Below are 14,877 nucleotides of genomic sequence, written 5' to 3'. Positions count from 1 at the left end.
CCGCTAGGCTCGGGGCTGGCCGCCGGATGGGTGCGGCTCGCACGCGCGCGTGCTCACACGGACGAAGGAGCCCCCGATGAGGATCGCACTACTGCAGGCTGAGGCCGTGCCGCTCGACACCGCGGCCAACCTGGAGACACTCCGCTCGGGTGCTGACGCCGCTCGCGCGAAGGGCGCCGAGCTGATTCTCACCCCCGAGCTGTTTGTGAGCGGCTACGCGCCGCGCGAGCTGGCCGAGTGGCTGAGCGTCGAGCGGGTGGCCGGCATCCCCGATGCGCTGTCGCAGATCGCACGCGAGAGCGGGATCGCGGTGGCGGCGAGCTTTCCGCACGCGCGTCCCGATGGCACGTTTGCGATCGCGGCCGGCCTGTGGGACGCGGCGGGCGCCGAGGTGCTGCGCTACGAGAAGCTGCACCTGTGGGCGGATCTTGAGCCGCTCGCCTTCACCCCTGCGGCGGAGCGCCCGGGAGTCGCCGAGTGGAATGGGCGACGCGTCGGCTTCCAGATTTGCTACGACATCGAGTTCCCGGAGCCCACGCGGGATCTCGCGGCGCGAGGCGTCGACCTGCTGCTCGTGCCGACCGCGATCGACGGCCTCTCGCAGTATGTATCCGAGGTGCTCATCCGTGCACGCGCCGCTGAGAATGCGCTCGTGGTCGCGTACGCGGATCACCCGGCGCGCGCAGACCAGGGCGACGATCCCGCTGCGGGCTTCACCGGGCTCAGCACGGTGGCCGGCCGCGAAGGGCGTGTGCTTGCGTCGGCGGGACGCGAAGCGGAGCTGCTGTTCGCGGATCTGCCGGACGTCCGGCCGGTCGCGGCGGGCGAGGCAAACTACCTCAGCGACCGTCGCCCCACGCTGTACGCGGACTGGCGCTGAGGGTATCCCCCTCGCCGTACTGCTCCTTGACGATCCGGAGGTTCGCCCACGACTCGATGCGGGCAATCTCGGGGTATGAGCGGAGCCGATCGACGAGCGCCAAAACCTCGTCGTTGCTCTCCCCGGAGAGTGTGGCGATCAGGTCGTAGCCACCAACCGACACCGCGAGGAACTCGGGGTCGAGCTCGCGCACCCTGGCGAGCGCCTGCGCGACGGGCGCGCTCGACTGGATCCCGACGCCGAGGGTGGGGGCCTCCGCGCGCTCACCACGCACGGGGATGCCGACAACTTTGACCGCGCCCCGTTCGGTCAGGCGGGTGAGGCGCAGCCGTGCACCGCTCGGTGAGATCGCTGCCGTCTCGCCGAGTTCCCTGAACGTGGCTCGCCCGTCACGCTGCAAGTGCTGAATGATCGCGCGGTCGGTCTCGTCGATCTTGATCCCGACACCGCCGGTGCGGATCGGGGAGTACAAGTTGATCTCAATGCTTTCGTAGTGGTGCAACCGGATCTCGCGCACATGGGGGAGCGCCCGGACCCGATCGACCGTGTCGCGGAGGTGCGGGTCGGCACCCACTCGAATCTCGGCGTCAATGGCGTAGCCGCCGCTGATCTCCGCCACAAACGTGGTTTCCGGCATGGCGACGAGCGCTTCCCGGATGGGCGCGATGGGACCATCGACGGCGATCTGGAGATATCCGAAGCGTTCATGGCCCAGGAGGTCGGGGCTGAGCGACACTGTGATGCGAAGTAGGCCACGTTCGATCGCCTGCTGCACGATGTGCGTGACGGCTCGGCGCGTTGTGCCATGCAGTTCGGCAATGCGGGCATAGCTCGCCCTGCCGTCGTCGCGCAGTTCGCGCAGCACTTTGGCGCGCAGCTCTTCATGTGCGGTCGTGAGATCCACGTGTACTCCAAAACCACTCAGAATATGGTGTGCAAATTTGCATCTGAGTGTCTCATTTCCATCGTAATCGATCTACTTTCGGCTTCTCAGATGACGTTCACGCAGAATACACGTGTCTAGCCTCTTCAGGCGTTTGCTTCTCTGTGCAGTGCTGCTTAGGCTGATGACCCGTTACATGGCCGTGATCAGGGGACTTACAAGGAGGTCAGACCCACATGTCGTCAGCATCGCAGCTCGACCGTGAGCTTGAACAAGAACTGGAACGGCGACTCGTCGCCATCGAGACTGAGGAATCCTCAGACTCGGTGCACGCGGCGCTGAGCGGGAAGAGCCTTGCGTTGTTTCTCGCCGTCGCTGCGGGCATTGTGGTGCTCGCCCTCATCGGGGTTGCGCTGTGAGCGCCGCGGTGAATGGCCAGGCGCGCGGCGGCGCCGTGGACGCCGAGGTGGCGAAGGAAGCGACCTACGGTTCGCTCCCGCTCTTGAAAGCCGAACGCACCTGGAGCGGCGGCGATTTCAGCTGGGTGACGCTCAGCCTCGCGATCGCAACGTGGGCCTTCTTGACAGGCGGATCGACCGTGCTGCTCGTTGGTTTCACCGACGGGATCGCCGCGATGCTCATCGGCAACAGTATTGGCCTGGCAATCATGGCCCTCGGCAGTGTGATGCTCAGCCAACGGCTCGGCGTCGAGCAGTACCGGGCGCTCAAGTCTGTCTTCGGCATCGTTGGCGTGGGCATCGTGGTGTTCGTCGTGGTGCTTCTCACCGAGATGGGGTGGACCTCGCTCCTCGGCGTGATGTTTGGGCGCGCCTTCAGCGAGATCTCCAACCAGGCGTTCGGAACAGAGTTCGATCAGTTTGGGCCACTGGTCACGGTGTTCGCTCTGGTTGCGATCTTCGTCGGCTGGATCATTCTTTCCCGCGGGCCCGTCACCATTAGTAAGCTGAACCGCTTCGTGGCCCCCGGCTTGCTCGTCATCGTCGCACTCATGATGATCCTGCTCATGTCGAACTACAGCTGGGGCGAACTCCTCGCAGCCGAACCGATCGCTCCGTTCGCTGATGAGCAGTTGAACTTCATGATGGCGGTCGAGTTCAACCTGGGCGCAGGGCTGTCGTGGTGGCCCGTTATGGGGACCCTCGCCCGGCTCACCCGCGGCCCGCGCGCTGCGCTGTGGCCCGCGTACGGTGGCATCCTGGTGGGCACCGTGGTGGCACAGATTGTCGGCATGGCCGCCGGCCTCCTCTTCGGGCAGGCCGACCCCACCGCGTGGATGGTGCCGCTCGGCGGCCCGATCCTCGGAGTGCTTACCCTCCTCTTTGTCGGCTTTGCAAACGTCACGAGTATGGCTTCGATCGCCTACTCCACGGTGCTTGCGCTCAAGCAATCGAGTGGTCGCGCGCTCTCGCGTCTCAGGTGGCCGGTGCTCGCCGGTGCGTTCCTCGTACTGCCCGCGGTGCTGAGCTTCTTCCCGGGCTTCATGTACGAGCAGTTCATGACCTTTGTGGTGGTGAGTGGCGCCTTCATCGCCGCGCTGTGCGGTGTGATTATCGCCGACTACTTCATCCTGCGGCGCCAGGTCGTTCCGCTCCGCGCGCTGTACGCGAGCGGTGCCGATGATCCGCTCCGCTTCACCGGGGGCGTGAACATCGCAGCGCTTCTGTCCGTTGCGATCGCGTCAGCGTTCTACCTCTGGGTGTACAACCCCATCACGCTCGAAACGCAAGACGTCTTCCGGTTTGCCACCGCGACGTTGCCCGCGGTGGGCATCGCGATGGTCAGCTATCTGATTCTCAACACCCTGCTGTACGTGCGTCGCGGCCGCGGCGCGTACGGCGGCGCGGACCTGTTCGCGGCAGCTGGAAGGAAATAAAACATGACCAATCCGATTGAGGTGCGCGCAGCCGTCTATCGTGGTGACAACGGGGACCGCCTGGCCGTCGAATCACTGCTGTTGGACCCGCCCGCCCATGGCGAGGTGCGCGTGCGGGTGCGCGCTGCGGGGGTGTGCGGCTCCGATCGACACGTGATCGACGGGGAGTGGCAGGTGCCGCTGCCCGCTGTCATGGGGCACGAAGCCGCCGGTGTGGTCGAGGCAATTGGTACCGGCGTGCGCGAACTCGCAGTCGGGGATCACGTGATCATTGCCTGGCACCAGGCGTGCCAGCGCTGTGCGGAGTGCACGGGCGGAAAGCCGTGGGCGTGCATGCGTGTGCGATCGAATGATTCGCAGCTGCCGGACGGGACGACCCGCTGGCACGCGGCTGACGGTGCGGAGGCGTGGCCCTACCTCGCGGTGGGGGCGTTGAGCGAGCGCATTGTCGTGCCGGATTTCGCCGCCATCAAAGTGGACGAGCGGGTGCCCTTCGACGTGGCCAGCCTCATCGGGTGCTCCGTGGGCACGGGCTACGGGGCCGTGGTGAACAACGCGCGCGTCGTCGCGGGGGAGTCGGCGGTGGTGATCGGTGCAGGCGGTGTCGGAATGTCGATCATCGCCGCGCTGCGCCTCGCAGGTGCCTCCCCGATCATCGCGGTCGATGTCACGGAGGAGAAGCTCGCCGAGGCCAAGGCCGCGGGTGCCAGCCACGGTGTGCTCGGAGGCGCTGAGCTGGCGGAGACCGTCGTTGCGCTCACCGATGGTGGGGCTGATGTTGCGTTTGAGGCCATCGGTCGCGTTGCCACCATGGAGCAGCTCCCGGGGCTCATCCGTCCGGGCGGTCGCGCCGTCTTCGTCGGCCTCCCGCCGGAGGGGCAAGAACTTCGCATCGATGGGCTGCAACTGGCCTACGACGGGAAGACCCTCATTGGCTCAAACTACGGCGGGCTCGTTCCCGCACGTGATTTTCCGCGCGTCGCAGCCGCGTACCTTGCGGGCGAGCTCGCCCTCGACGAACTCATCAGTGCGCGTGGCACGCTCGATGACGTCAACGAGGCATTCGACGCGATGCGGCGGGGCGAACGCACGCGCACGGTGATCACGTTCGAAGCCTGATCGCGGCTAGCTCGAACCACTCCATGCGGCGGGCACGAGCACCCAGACCATCTCGGCGCCCGCTGCGCCCGCGCTCCAGGTGTGCGGGGTGAGGCCGGGGAAGGTGAGCGTGTCGCCGGGTGAGAGCTCGGCGACACGGTCGGAGAAGCGCACCTCAACCGAACCCGAGATGATGTGCAGGGATTCGACCGCGCAGCTCACAGTGTAGAGCTCGTCGCCACCGGTGCCGTGTGGCTCGACGCTGGAGCGGAGCAACTGCACTCGCTCCTCGGCGCGCGGGGTGACGAGGCGCTCGTCAGCGCCGATCCCGCCCATGTTGATGCGCGGCGCGTCCTCGAGTGCGAGGTGCTGCACGTCGGGCTCCTCGAACAGCGCGCCCACGGGCAGGGAGAGCGCGTGGCAGATCTGCACGAGCGTGGGCACGCTGGGCATGGTGTCGTCGCGCTCGACGCGGCTGATGAAGCCCTTCGTGAGGCCGGAGGCCTGCGCGAGCTGCTCGAGCGTGAGGCCCTGCGCAACCCGCGAGGAACGGAGCTTCGCGCCGATCTGCACCGGGTCGTCGCCGGCGCTCAGGTGAATCGCTCGCACGCTCTCGCCTCTTTCCTGTGGCCCGCATTGACCGGACCGCGGGATCCAGCCTATAGTGAAGGCAAGTTCACCGCTAGAACTCACTTGTTTACTCTCGCGAAACTTTGCGGGAGCAAATCTGAAAGGACGTGCATCAGTGACTGATCACACCCCGCAGGGGCCGGTCGACGCCAGCCTGACCCCGCGCTACGCCGGAATTGCCACATTTGCCAAGCTGCCGCGCATCGAAGATGTGCCCTCGGCAGACATCGCCGTCGTGGGAGTGCCCTTCGACACGGGCGTGAGCTTCCGCCCGGGCGCGCGCTTCGGCCCCGCGCACGTGCGTGAGGCTTCGCGTCTGCTGCGTCCGTACAACCCGGCGCAGGATGTGTCGCCCTTCTCTGTCAAGCAGGTTGTTGACGCCGGCGACATCGTGGCGAACCCGTTCAACCTCGATGAGGCCGTCGCGCAGGTCGAGGCCGCCGCCACCGATCTCGGCGAGAAGGTCGACAAGATTGTCACCGTTGGTGGCGACCACACGATCGCGCTCCCGCTGCTGCGCGCCATCAACAAGAAGCACGGCCCGGTCGCCGTGCTGCACTTCGACGCGCACCTCGATACGTGGGACACCTACTTTGGTGCCCCGACCACGCACGGCACCCCGTTCCGCCGCGCGTCGGAAGAGGGCCTCATCGACATGACCGCGTCGATGCACGGTGGTACCCGTGGCCCGCTCTACGGCAAGCAGGATCTTGAGGACGACGCGATGCTCGGCTTCCAGATCGTCACGAGCGAGTTCATCGAGGAGCACGGCATCCCCGCTGCACTCGAGAAGATCCGCAAGCGCGTGGGCGATAAGCCGCTCTACATTTCGATCGACATCGACGTGCTGGATCCCTCGCACGCCCCCGGCACCGGCACGCCCGAGGCCGGCGGTCTCACGAGCCGCGAGATGCTCCGCCTGATCCGTGGTCTCGCCGACCTGCACATCGTGGGCGCAGACGTCGTCGAGGTCGCTCCGGCCTACGACCACGCACAGATCACCGCGATCGCCGCGAGCCACGTGGTGTACGAGCTCGTCAGCGCGATGGCGGCACGCGACTAGTCACCGCGACCGGCAGCAGCGGTCTTGCTGCGACGAGGGCCCTGGCCCCGACGGATGTCGGGGCCAGGGCCCTCGTCGCATTTAGTGCGCGTCGCGGAACGGCGCGGCGGGGAGCCCGCTGACGGTACCGTCGGGGAGGCTGAGCGTGTGCCCGGTGAAGAGCAGCAGCTCGCGCTCGGCGACGGGGCCCACCACCCGCCCGCGCCCCTGCGAGGCGTCGATGTGGTGCAACACTTCGCCACTCGCCGGGTCAAGCAGGTACTCGGTTCCCCACGCGCTGGCCATGGTGCTGGCCGCCGCAACGCAGAGGAGGGAACCGTCACCCGTCTCGAATACGTCGGCCCCGAGCTTCAAGGTGCCGAGCTCGGGCTGATCACGCGGGGGTGCGCCGTGCCAGCTCGCGCCGTCGACGTGCCACTCCACTTCCCAATCGCGGGAGTAGCGGGTCACCACAGCGTCGCCCGAGCGTACGATCAGTCCGTCTCCGCCCGCCACGAAGGTCACCGAGTGCACCAGTCCGAGCTTCAGTTTGCGCTCCGCGACCTCGCCTGTTGCGAGATCGGTGACCACGACCCGGCCGGCCGTGCGGCTCTGCGCCGCGGCCACGAATCGCTCGCTGCGCGGATCAAGCCCGCCCGCGTGCTGTCGGAAGTCGCGCGCGAGCACGCCCGCATCCTCGTAGTGGCCGGTCGCGTCGTTGAACACGAACCGGCGCGGTTTGTTCTTGAACGACTCGAGCAGGATCACCCGTGCATCGTGCGCGAACACCACGCCGTAGACCAAGAAGTCGCGGGTGTGCAGCAGGACCGTGCCGTCACGGCGCCCAATGGTGAGGTCCGTGCGGTTCGCGCCGCGGAACACGGTATCCGTGCCGAGCGCGAGCACGCCACCATCCTCGGCTACCCCGTACAAGCGGTGGGCGGCGAAGTGCGCGAGGGCGGGATCGCTGGCGAGCAGAGTGAGCTCATCGCGTGCTGGCCGCCAGGCGGTCACGCCGGAATCGTGGAGCGGGTGGCTGTCATCGACCCAGATCAGTCCAGCGGAACGACGGAGTTGGCTCATGCTCTCTGCTGCTGGTGCGCGCCACCGAACGGGCGGTAGCGTGGCGGTGTGCACACCGTCGACCTCAGCCAGCCGATCGCCGCGGGCATGCCCGTGTACCCGGGCGATCCCGAAGTGACGATTGCGCCCGCGCTCACGGTCGACGCGGACGGCGTGGCTGTTTCCCGACTCGATCTCGGTTCGCACGCGGGCACACACATCGATGCGCCCGCACACGTGCGCGCCGACGGCGGGCCGGTCGACGCGATCCCGCTCGAGTGGCTCTGGGGCGAAGCTCGCGTGCTGCGCGTCGCGGCGCCCGGCCCGGAGCGCTTGGTCGGCCCGGCGGATCTAGACCTGCCCAGCGCTCTGCCCCTTATCGTCTGCATCGCTACCGGGTGGGACGAGCACTTCGGCACCGAGACCGCGCTCGCGCACCCTGCTCTGTCGCGCGATCTGGCCGCAGCGCTGTGGGATCGGGGTGCTCGCGTGCTCGGCGTCGACACGCTGAGCCCGGACCCCACCGGCGGCGATGCCGGTATGCCGGTGCACGAGCTGTGGCTGGGGCGAGGCGGCGCGATCATTGAGAATCTCGCGGGCTTGGCCCACGTGCCCGATGTTGTCGAGCTCTCGGTGCTGCCGCTCCGGCTGCTCGGCATCGACGGCTCCCCGGTGCGCGCGGTCGCCCGCTTTCCCTAGCGAGCTCAGCCCGCGTCGAGGGCCGTGAGCGCGAGCAGCACCCGCGCCCGCTCGAGCGGATCCTCCAGGTCGCGCCCGAGAAGCGCCTGCGCTTCCGCGACGAGCCGCCGCACAGTGTTGCGGTGCAGCTCGAGCTCGCGCGCCGTGCGATCCCACGCTCCGTGATGGTGCAGCCATGCGACGAGTACGCGGCGCGGCTCCTCGTGCTCCGGCCCCAGGATGGGCGCCAGCCACTGTGCGGCGGCGGCGCGCGCAACCGCCGGATCGGCCGCCGCGCCGAGCGGCCAGACGCCGGCCGCGGGGGCGGCAGCGCCGTCGATGTGCTGACGCAGGTGCAGTGCGGCCCGCGCGTGCTCCTCCGCTTCCCGCATCGCGGCAGGCAGATCACCAAAGTCGTGCGCGGCGCTCACCGCGAGCAGCCAGCCGAGCTCGCGCGCGCGATCCAGTTCGCCGGGGGAGGGAGGCGCCCCGACGAACGCGCGCAGGCGTCGCGCCCGGTGCTCGACGAACGGCGTGTGGAGGAGCCGCCGCAGCCAGGCTGCGTCGGAGGCAACCGTGCCATCGCCGGGCACGGGATCGTGGGCGAGCGCGCGACCCGGATCCCGCACGGCGATCACCGCGTGCGCTCGCCGCGCATTGCCGCCGAACGAGTTGGTGAGCAGCCGCGCGAAGCGATCCCGCTCCGCTCCCGGGATCGTGATGCCGGGCGAATCGGTCATGAGATGCATGAGGAGTTGATCGACCGCCATCGACTGCGCAGCGGGCAATTGCAGCACGAGGCCAACGAGGTTTGCTGCGAGCTGCAGCGCCGTGAGATCGGTGCGAGTGAGCCTGGGCGCGCGCCCCAGCAGCAGGATGGCGCCGGCGCCGGGCCCCCGGGATCGCGCCCGCCGGGGCCCGGCCTCGTGTGCGGCCACCTCGTACTCAGTGCCCGAGTCGGCGCCCGCTCGCATGCGCGCACCGGAGCCCGCCGCGGGCCCCCACCCGCCAGCTGTGACCGTGGTGAACACCGTCGGCTGTGAGCCGCGCGCGCGGGGTTGGGCGGCAAGTCGCTCGCGCAACTCGGCGATTGTCGCTTCAAGAGGGAGGCCGACCGGCAGTTCGCCGCTCCGATACACCTCGTCCTCGATCTGCAGCACGGCCCACCCCGTGCCCTGCTGGGCGAGTTCCTCCACGAGTCGCTGCGCGGGGCGGTGCTGCAGTGAGGCCTCGGTCAGCCGACGTGCGAGCGTGTTCATCGACTCGAGGGCGCGCGTGCGCTCGGTCTCGAGTGCGCGGTTCAGCACGCTTGTCACCGCCGCAAAATAGACGTGCGGCGGCAGGGCGACGAGCGGAAAGTCGAGGGCCTGGCACGCGGCAACGAGCCCTTGTGGCACCTCTGCGTGCACGGGCTCGAGGCCGAAAACGAGCGCGGACACCCCCGCCGCGTGCAGGCGCGCGGCGTACGCGGCGTCCCGTTCCGGATCCCCCGTGATCGCGAGCCCCGTTACGAGGAGGAGGTCGCCGGGCAACATGTACGCGCCGGGGTCGTCGAGCTCGATGACGATCGACGAGGCCACCGGTGTGCTGCGGACGCGCGCCTCGAGTTCGGGATCCGTCGCGAGGTCGGCGGGTGCGGGGGAGAGGAGCGCCGCCCCGAACGCGGGCTCGTCGAGCAGCGTCGCGAGCGGCACGGTCGCGCGATCCCGGGCCTGAGTGACCGGCTGCATGGGGTGCTCCTTGCGGTTGGGGCGGGTGAGATCGGGCGTGATCCCAATCTCCAGGATGAATTATCCCATTCAGTGAACGAAGTGGGACATTCTTCGCAATACATGCTCGCTGAAGGCGAGTACCTTTCCGTGAGGTAACACACACTCAGCGTCGATGAACGTGGGCGTCGGCGCAGATCCCATCCACCCCACTAGGAGGACACTGTGGTCCTGGACTACATCGTCATCGCGGCGTATCTCATCGGCATCCTCGGTGTCGGCTACTGGGGCATGCGCCGCTCGAAGTCGAAGAGCGACTACCTCGTCGCCGGCCGTCGCCTCGGCGGCTTCATGTACTCCGGTGCGATGTCTGCCATCGTGCTCGGCGGTGCATCCACCGTCGGCGGCATCGGACTCGGCTGGGAGTATGGCATCTCCGGCGCCTGGCTGGTTACCGCGATCGGGCTGGGGATCCTGCTGCTCAGCGCCTTCCTGGCGAAGCGCATCGTGAAGCTCAAAGTCACCACCGTCACCGAGATGCTCGACCTCCGCTACGGCGGCTCGAACGGCCTCATCTCGGGCATCGTGATGTTCCTCTACACGCTGATGCTCACGGTTACCTCGACGCTCGCCTACGCCACGATCTTCCACGTGCTCTTCGGCATCTCGAACCTGTGGGGCGTCATCATCGGCGGCAGCATCGTCGCCGTGTACTCGATCATGGGCGGCATGTGGTCGATCACCATGACCGACGTCGTGCAGTTCGTCATCAAGACGATCGGCATGTTCCTGCTGCTGCTCCCCATCGCGCTCATCTCCGCCTCCGAGGAAGCCGGCGGCTGGGACGGCATCCGCGAGCGCCTCGGCGACTCCTTCTTCTCGCCGTGGTCGATCGGCGGCATGACGATCGTGACGTACATCATCGTTTACACGCTCGGTCTGCTCATCGGTCAGGACATCTGGCAGCGCGTGGTCACCGCACGCACCCCGCGCGTCGCAAAGTGGGGCGGCATCACCTCCGGTGTGTACTGCCTCCTCTACGCATTCGCTGGTGCGCTCATCGGTATGGCCGCGCGCGTCCTCTTCCCCGAGATGGACAACCGCAACGACGCATTCGCGTTCATGGCGCAGGAGATGCTGCCGCCGGGTGTGCGCGGCATCGTGCTCGCCGCGGCACTCTCCGCAATGATGTCCACCGCGAGCGGCGCGCTTATCGCCTCCGCGACGGTCTTCACGACCGACCTGTTCCCCGCGATCCGCCGTCTCTTCGGAATGAAGTCGCAGCAGGTCGAGGTGCATGACGGCCACGTGGGCGGCGAGAGCCTCACCGGCTACCGCGTGACGATCTTTGTGCTCGCCGGCATCACCATGTTTATTTCGACACTGGTCACTGACGTGGTCGCCGCGCTCACGATTGCCTACGACATCCTGGTGGGCGGCCTGCTCGTCGCGATCGTCGGCGGTCTGTTCTGGAAGCGCGGCACCCGCGCCGGAGCCCTTGCGAGCATGCTCGTCGGCGCCGCGGTAGTGATCGTGTCGATGTCGATCTGGGGCATCCTCGCGAACGAGCCGATCTACTTCAGCCTCCTCGCGAGCCTCGTCACCTACGTGGTGGTCAGCCTGCTCACGAAGCCGACGCCCGCACCCATCATCGATGAGTGGACGCACCGCCTCAGCCTCGACGACCGCACCGCCGTCAACGACGTCGTGTACGACGAGGTGCAGCGCTAGAACGCCTGACAGCCTGCGCAGCTTCGGCTGCGCAATCCGGCACCGCGGAGGGCACGCCCGCGGTGCCGGATCCACATCCGAACCGAGTGCCAGTCACGTCCCACTTCTTTTCCAGGAGGAATCATGACCACGCACTCAACAGATACCGGACAGCGGATCGGCGGCGACGTCGTTCTTGAGACGCTCGTCGCGCTCGGCGCTCGCGGCGTTGTCGGTCTGCCCGGCCAGCACGCGCTCGGGCTCTTCGACGCGCTGCGGCGCTCGGATCTTGCGTACCTGTCCGCACGCGTCGAGAACAACGCGGGCTTCATGGCCGATGGCCTCGCTCGCGTCACCGGAGAGGTGGCACCCCTGCTGCTCTCGACCGGCCCCGGTGCGCTCACCTCGCTCGCCGCGCTGCAGGAGGCTGCCGCCTCCTCGATCCCCGTGCTCGCGCTCAGCGCGCAGATCCCCGTCGCGGGGCTCGGGGGCGGTCGCCACGGTTACCTGCACGAACTGCCGCAGCAGTCGGACTCGTTCCGCGGCGTGGTGAAGCACGTGGTGACCGTGCGCACGATGGCCCAGATCCCCACCGCGATGGCCGAGGCGTGGCGCATCGCTGCCGCCGTGCCGCAGGGCCCCGTGCTCGTCGAGGTGCCGCAGGACATCCTGCTCGCCCCGGCCGATGCGCTCGTGCCCGCACTCGAGGGCGCCACGCTCGCTGGCACCCCGGCCCCGCTCGCTCCCATCGCTGAGACGATCGACTTCGCAGCGGCCGCACTCGCGGGTGCCGTGCGGCCGGTGATCTTCGCGGGCGGCGGCGTGGTGCGCGCGGGCGCGCAGGCCGAGCTCGCGGCGCTCGCCGAGCGACTCGATGCCCCCGTCGTGACCACGTTCAGCGGCAAGACGGCGCTGCCGTGGACGCACCCGCTCTCCGCGCAGGGCTGGATTGAAGACATCGCCACGACCGAGTTTCTTGAAGACGCCGATGTGCTGCTCATTGTGGGCAGCGGCGTGGGCGAGCTCTCGAGCAACTACCACACCTTCCGCCCGCACGGCCAGGTGATCCAGATCGAAGCAGACCTCGGCAAGATCGGCTCGAATCACATCGGGATCGGTATTCACGCCGATGCGAAGCTCGCGCTTGCCGGGCTCGACACCGCGCTCGCGGGGCTCGGGCGCAGCTCGACGGAAGCACGCCGCGCTGACGCCGCCGCGCAGATCTCACAGCTGCTCACCACCGTGCGCGATCGCGTGGAGGGACAGGGCCGCGAGGCGGAGCTCGCACTCGTGCGTGGCCTCCGTGAGGCGGTTCCTGCGGATACCCGCGTGTACTGGGACATGACGATCCTCGCCTACTGGGCGTGGTCCGCTTGGGATGCGCGCGGCGTGGAGTTCGCCTCAGCGCAGGGTGCCGGTGGCCTGGGCTACGGCTTCCCCGCAGCGCTCGGTGCGGCGTTCGGTCGCCGCGTGCAGGGCGAGACCGGCGCGGTGCTCGCGGTCTCCGGTGACGGTGGCGCGCTCTACGGCATCGCTGAGCTCGCAGTCGCGGCGCAGCACGACCTGCCTGTTGTCTGGCTCATCGTCGACGATGGGGGCTACGGCGTGCTTCGCGAGTACATGGAGGGCGCATTCGGTGCGGCAACCGCGACCGAGCTCGCTCGGCCGAACTATGTTGCGCTCGCCGAGTCGTTCGGGATCGCGGCGGAGGAGACCACGCTCGAGGACGCACCCGCGGTGGTCGCCCGCGCGCTCGAGGCTGGCAAGCCTCGCGTCATCGTACTCTCCGCGCTGCTCGAACTCTTCGCGCCGACCCACCTCGACCGTCTGAACGGAGACGTAGCATGACCCGGCCGCTTGTCCTCTTTACTGACCAGACTGATCTTGATCCCGCGCCCGGCCGCGCGCTCCTTGAGGCCGCGGGTTGCGACACCGTGCTCGCATCGCTTCCGTCCCGTGTGGGGGAAGCGCAAGAGCTGCCCGCCGGCGCGGAAGCCGCCGTTGCGCTCGTTGTCGGTTACGCGCGCATCGATGAGGCGCTGCTCGAGCGCCTTCCGAACGTCGCATGCATCGCAACGATGAGCGCGGGCTTCGACATGATCGATCGCGCGGCCGCCGAGGCACGCGGGATTTGGATCGTCAACCTCACGGATGCCGCGACCGAAGAGGTTGCCGCCCACGCGCTCACCCTCGCGCTCGCGAGTGAGCGCGAGCTCCGCGGCAGCCTCGCGGTCACCGCGGCGGGCGGTTGGACCGAGGAGGTCACCGCGGTGCCGCGCCGACTCAGCACCCTGACCCTCGGGCTCTTTGGCTTCGGCCGGATTGCACAGCGGCTTGCGCAGATCGCGTCGCCGGTGTTTGGTCGCGTTATCGCGCACGACCCCTTCGTTACCACGGCAGCCCACGGGGTTGAACTGGTCGACCGGGAGACGCTGATCGCGGAGTCCGACGTTCTCTCCCTGCATCTTCCGCTGACGCCCGAGACCGCGGGCACGATTGACGCCGCCGCCATCTCCTCGATGCGGTCGGGGGCGACGCTGATCAATGTGTCGCGTGGTGAGCTCGTCGACCCTATGGCCCTCCGGGACGCGCTCGATTCCGGTGCGCTCCGTGGCGCTGGTCTCGACGTGCTGCTTGGAGAGCCGCCCGTTCAAGACGATCCGTACCGAACTGACCCGCGTGTGCTGGTTACCCCGCACGTTGCCTTCCTCTCCGCGGGATCGCTCGAGCACTACACGCTTGATCCCGCGCGCAACGTTCTCGAGTGGCTGCGTGCTGGCCGACTCGAGCGAGCGGTCGTCCGGGGTGCGGAACGCGCCCCGGTGCTCCCGGAGTGACCTCAGTGACCAACGGAACGGGCCGGGGCTTCACACGTGTGAAGCCCCGGCCCGTTCCGTGCTTCTCGGTCGAAGCGCGATGTCGTGTCCACGCCGCGCCCGGGAAATGCGGAAACGGGAAGCAAACGAGGGGTTTCGGGTCGGTTTCATCGCTCTTCGACAGGAGGTGGGAGAGGCGGGGGAGCGGGCATGAAATGACAAGATCCGCGGATTCATGCGGAGACACGCCCGAGAACGAGAGGTGGTTTGCGGGAGGGGGAGATTCTGCGTAATCTATTCCTTTGTCAGCGCAACGCAGCCGGGCAGCTAAGCAGAAGCGAAGCGGTCCGGTCTATATGAATGCGCAGCGAATGCCCGGTTGGGTGTTTGCCTGGGGCACAGTTGCTGTTCGGAAGGGTTCCTTCGGGGGATTCTACGGGTGGTGTCTGGTCTTTGAGAACTCAATAGTGTGCAC

General features: G+C 68.0%; 13 protein-coding genes. 9 read left to right on the top strand and 4 right to left on the bottom strand.

Annotated elements, in window-relative coordinates:
• Window positions 1–76: 76 nt before the first annotated feature.
• Window positions 77–880, top strand: a complete 804-nt coding sequence (locus tag D3226_RS08900; RefSeq protein ID WP_202382201.1) for a nitrilase-related carbon-nitrogen hydrolase — start codon at window positions 77–79, stop codon at window positions 878–880.
• Here D3226_RS08900 and D3226_RS08895 read toward each other — a convergent pair.
• Complete coding sequence (locus tag D3226_RS08895) at window positions 840–1,784, bottom strand: AsnC family transcriptional regulator (RefSeq protein WP_202382200.1); 945 nt, start codon at window positions 1,782–1,784, stop codon at window positions 840–842. The two genes, D3226_RS08900 and D3226_RS08895, sit on opposite strands and share 41 nt — an antisense overlap.
• A 215-nt stretch (window positions 1,785–1,999) precedes the next feature.
• Between D3226_RS08895 and D3226_RS08890 the strand changes: the two genes are divergently transcribed.
• From D3226_RS08890 to D3226_RS08880, 3 genes are read left to right on the top strand one after another with little or no spacing between them, the layout of a single operon-like run.
• The gene (locus tag D3226_RS08890) at window positions 2,000–2,182 is read left to right on the top strand and encodes a hypothetical protein (protein WP_202382199.1); all 183 of its coding nucleotides are present in this window, start codon (window positions 2,000–2,002) and stop codon (window positions 2,180–2,182) included.
• Window positions 2,179–3,657, top strand: coding sequence for a cytosine permease (locus D3226_RS08885; RefSeq protein WP_202382198.1), 1,479 nt, complete (start codon window positions 2,179–2,181; stop codon window positions 3,655–3,657). Before D3226_RS08890 ends, D3226_RS08885 begins: the two co-directional genes overlap by 4 nt.
• A gap of 3 nt (window positions 3,658–3,660) precedes the next feature.
• Window positions 3,661–4,776 (top strand): alcohol dehydrogenase catalytic domain-containing protein, encoded by a 1,116-nt coding sequence (locus D3226_RS08880; protein ID WP_202382197.1) that lies wholly within the window; start codon window positions 3,661–3,663, stop codon window positions 4,774–4,776.
• Between the two features lie 6 nt (window positions 4,777–4,782).
• Here the strand turns inward: D3226_RS08880 and D3226_RS08875 are convergent, their stop codons facing one another.
• A complete protein-coding gene (locus D3226_RS08875; protein ID WP_202382196.1) occupies window positions 4,783–5,364 on the bottom strand; it encodes a helix-turn-helix domain-containing protein in 582 nt (193 codons plus the stop codon).
• Window positions 5,365–5,500: 136 nt separating this feature from the next.
• On the opposite strand from D3226_RS08875, the gene speB reads away from it, so the two are divergent.
• Window positions 5,501–6,448: an agmatinase gene (gene speB, locus D3226_RS08870; RefSeq protein WP_202382195.1), complete on the top strand. Its 948-nt coding sequence runs from the start codon at window positions 5,501–5,503 to the stop codon at window positions 6,446–6,448.
• 81 nt (window positions 6,449–6,529) lie between these two features.
• Here the strand turns inward: speB and D3226_RS08865 are convergent, their stop codons facing one another.
• Entirely contained in the window at window positions 6,530–7,510 is a 981-nt protein-coding gene (locus tag D3226_RS08865; RefSeq protein ID WP_202382194.1) for a hypothetical protein, read from the bottom strand.
• Between the two features lie 48 nt (window positions 7,511–7,558).
• Between D3226_RS08865 and D3226_RS08860 the strand changes: the two genes are divergently transcribed.
• Window positions 7,559–8,188 (top strand): cyclase family protein, encoded by a 630-nt coding sequence (locus tag D3226_RS08860; protein WP_337248949.1) that lies wholly within the window; start codon window positions 7,559–7,561, stop codon window positions 8,186–8,188.
• A gap of 5 nt (window positions 8,189–8,193) precedes the next feature.
• On the opposite strand, the gene D3226_RS08855 is transcribed toward D3226_RS08860, so the two are convergent.
• Window positions 8,194–9,897, bottom strand: a complete 1,704-nt coding sequence (locus D3226_RS08855) for a PucR family transcriptional regulator (protein WP_202382193.1) — start codon at window positions 9,895–9,897, stop codon at window positions 8,194–8,196.
• A 204-nt stretch (window positions 9,898–10,101) separates the two neighbouring features.
• Here D3226_RS08855 and D3226_RS08850 point away from each other — a divergent pair, with 204 nt between their 5' ends.
• The 3 genes from D3226_RS08850 to D3226_RS08840 all read left to right on the top strand — a co-directional run bounded on the left by D3226_RS08850 (window position 10,102) and on the right by D3226_RS08840 (window position 14,423).
• The gene (locus D3226_RS08850; protein ID WP_202382192.1) at window positions 10,102–11,607 is read left to right on the top strand and encodes a sodium:solute symporter family transporter; all 1,506 of its coding nucleotides are present in this window, start codon (window positions 10,102–10,104) and stop codon (window positions 11,605–11,607) included.
• Window positions 11,608–11,730: 123 nt separating this feature from the next.
• Complete coding sequence (locus D3226_RS08845) at window positions 11,731–13,434, top strand: thiamine pyrophosphate-binding protein (protein ID WP_202382191.1); 1,704 nt, start codon at window positions 11,731–11,733, stop codon at window positions 13,432–13,434.
• Complete coding sequence (locus tag D3226_RS08840) at window positions 13,431–14,423, top strand: C-terminal binding protein (RefSeq protein ID WP_202382190.1); 993 nt, start codon at window positions 13,431–13,433, stop codon at window positions 14,421–14,423. Before D3226_RS08845 ends, D3226_RS08840 begins: the two co-directional genes overlap by 4 nt.
• The last annotated feature ends 454 nt before the right edge of the window (window positions 14,424–14,877 follow it).

Source organism: Leucobacter chromiireducens subsp. chromiireducens (assembly GCF_016758255.1).
Lineage (GTDB): Bacteria > Actinomycetota > Actinomycetes > Actinomycetales > Microbacteriaceae > Leucobacter > Leucobacter chromiireducens.
The sequence above is the reverse complement of the archived record's forward strand: the minus strand, read 5'-3'. Positions and strand labels throughout refer to the sequence as shown.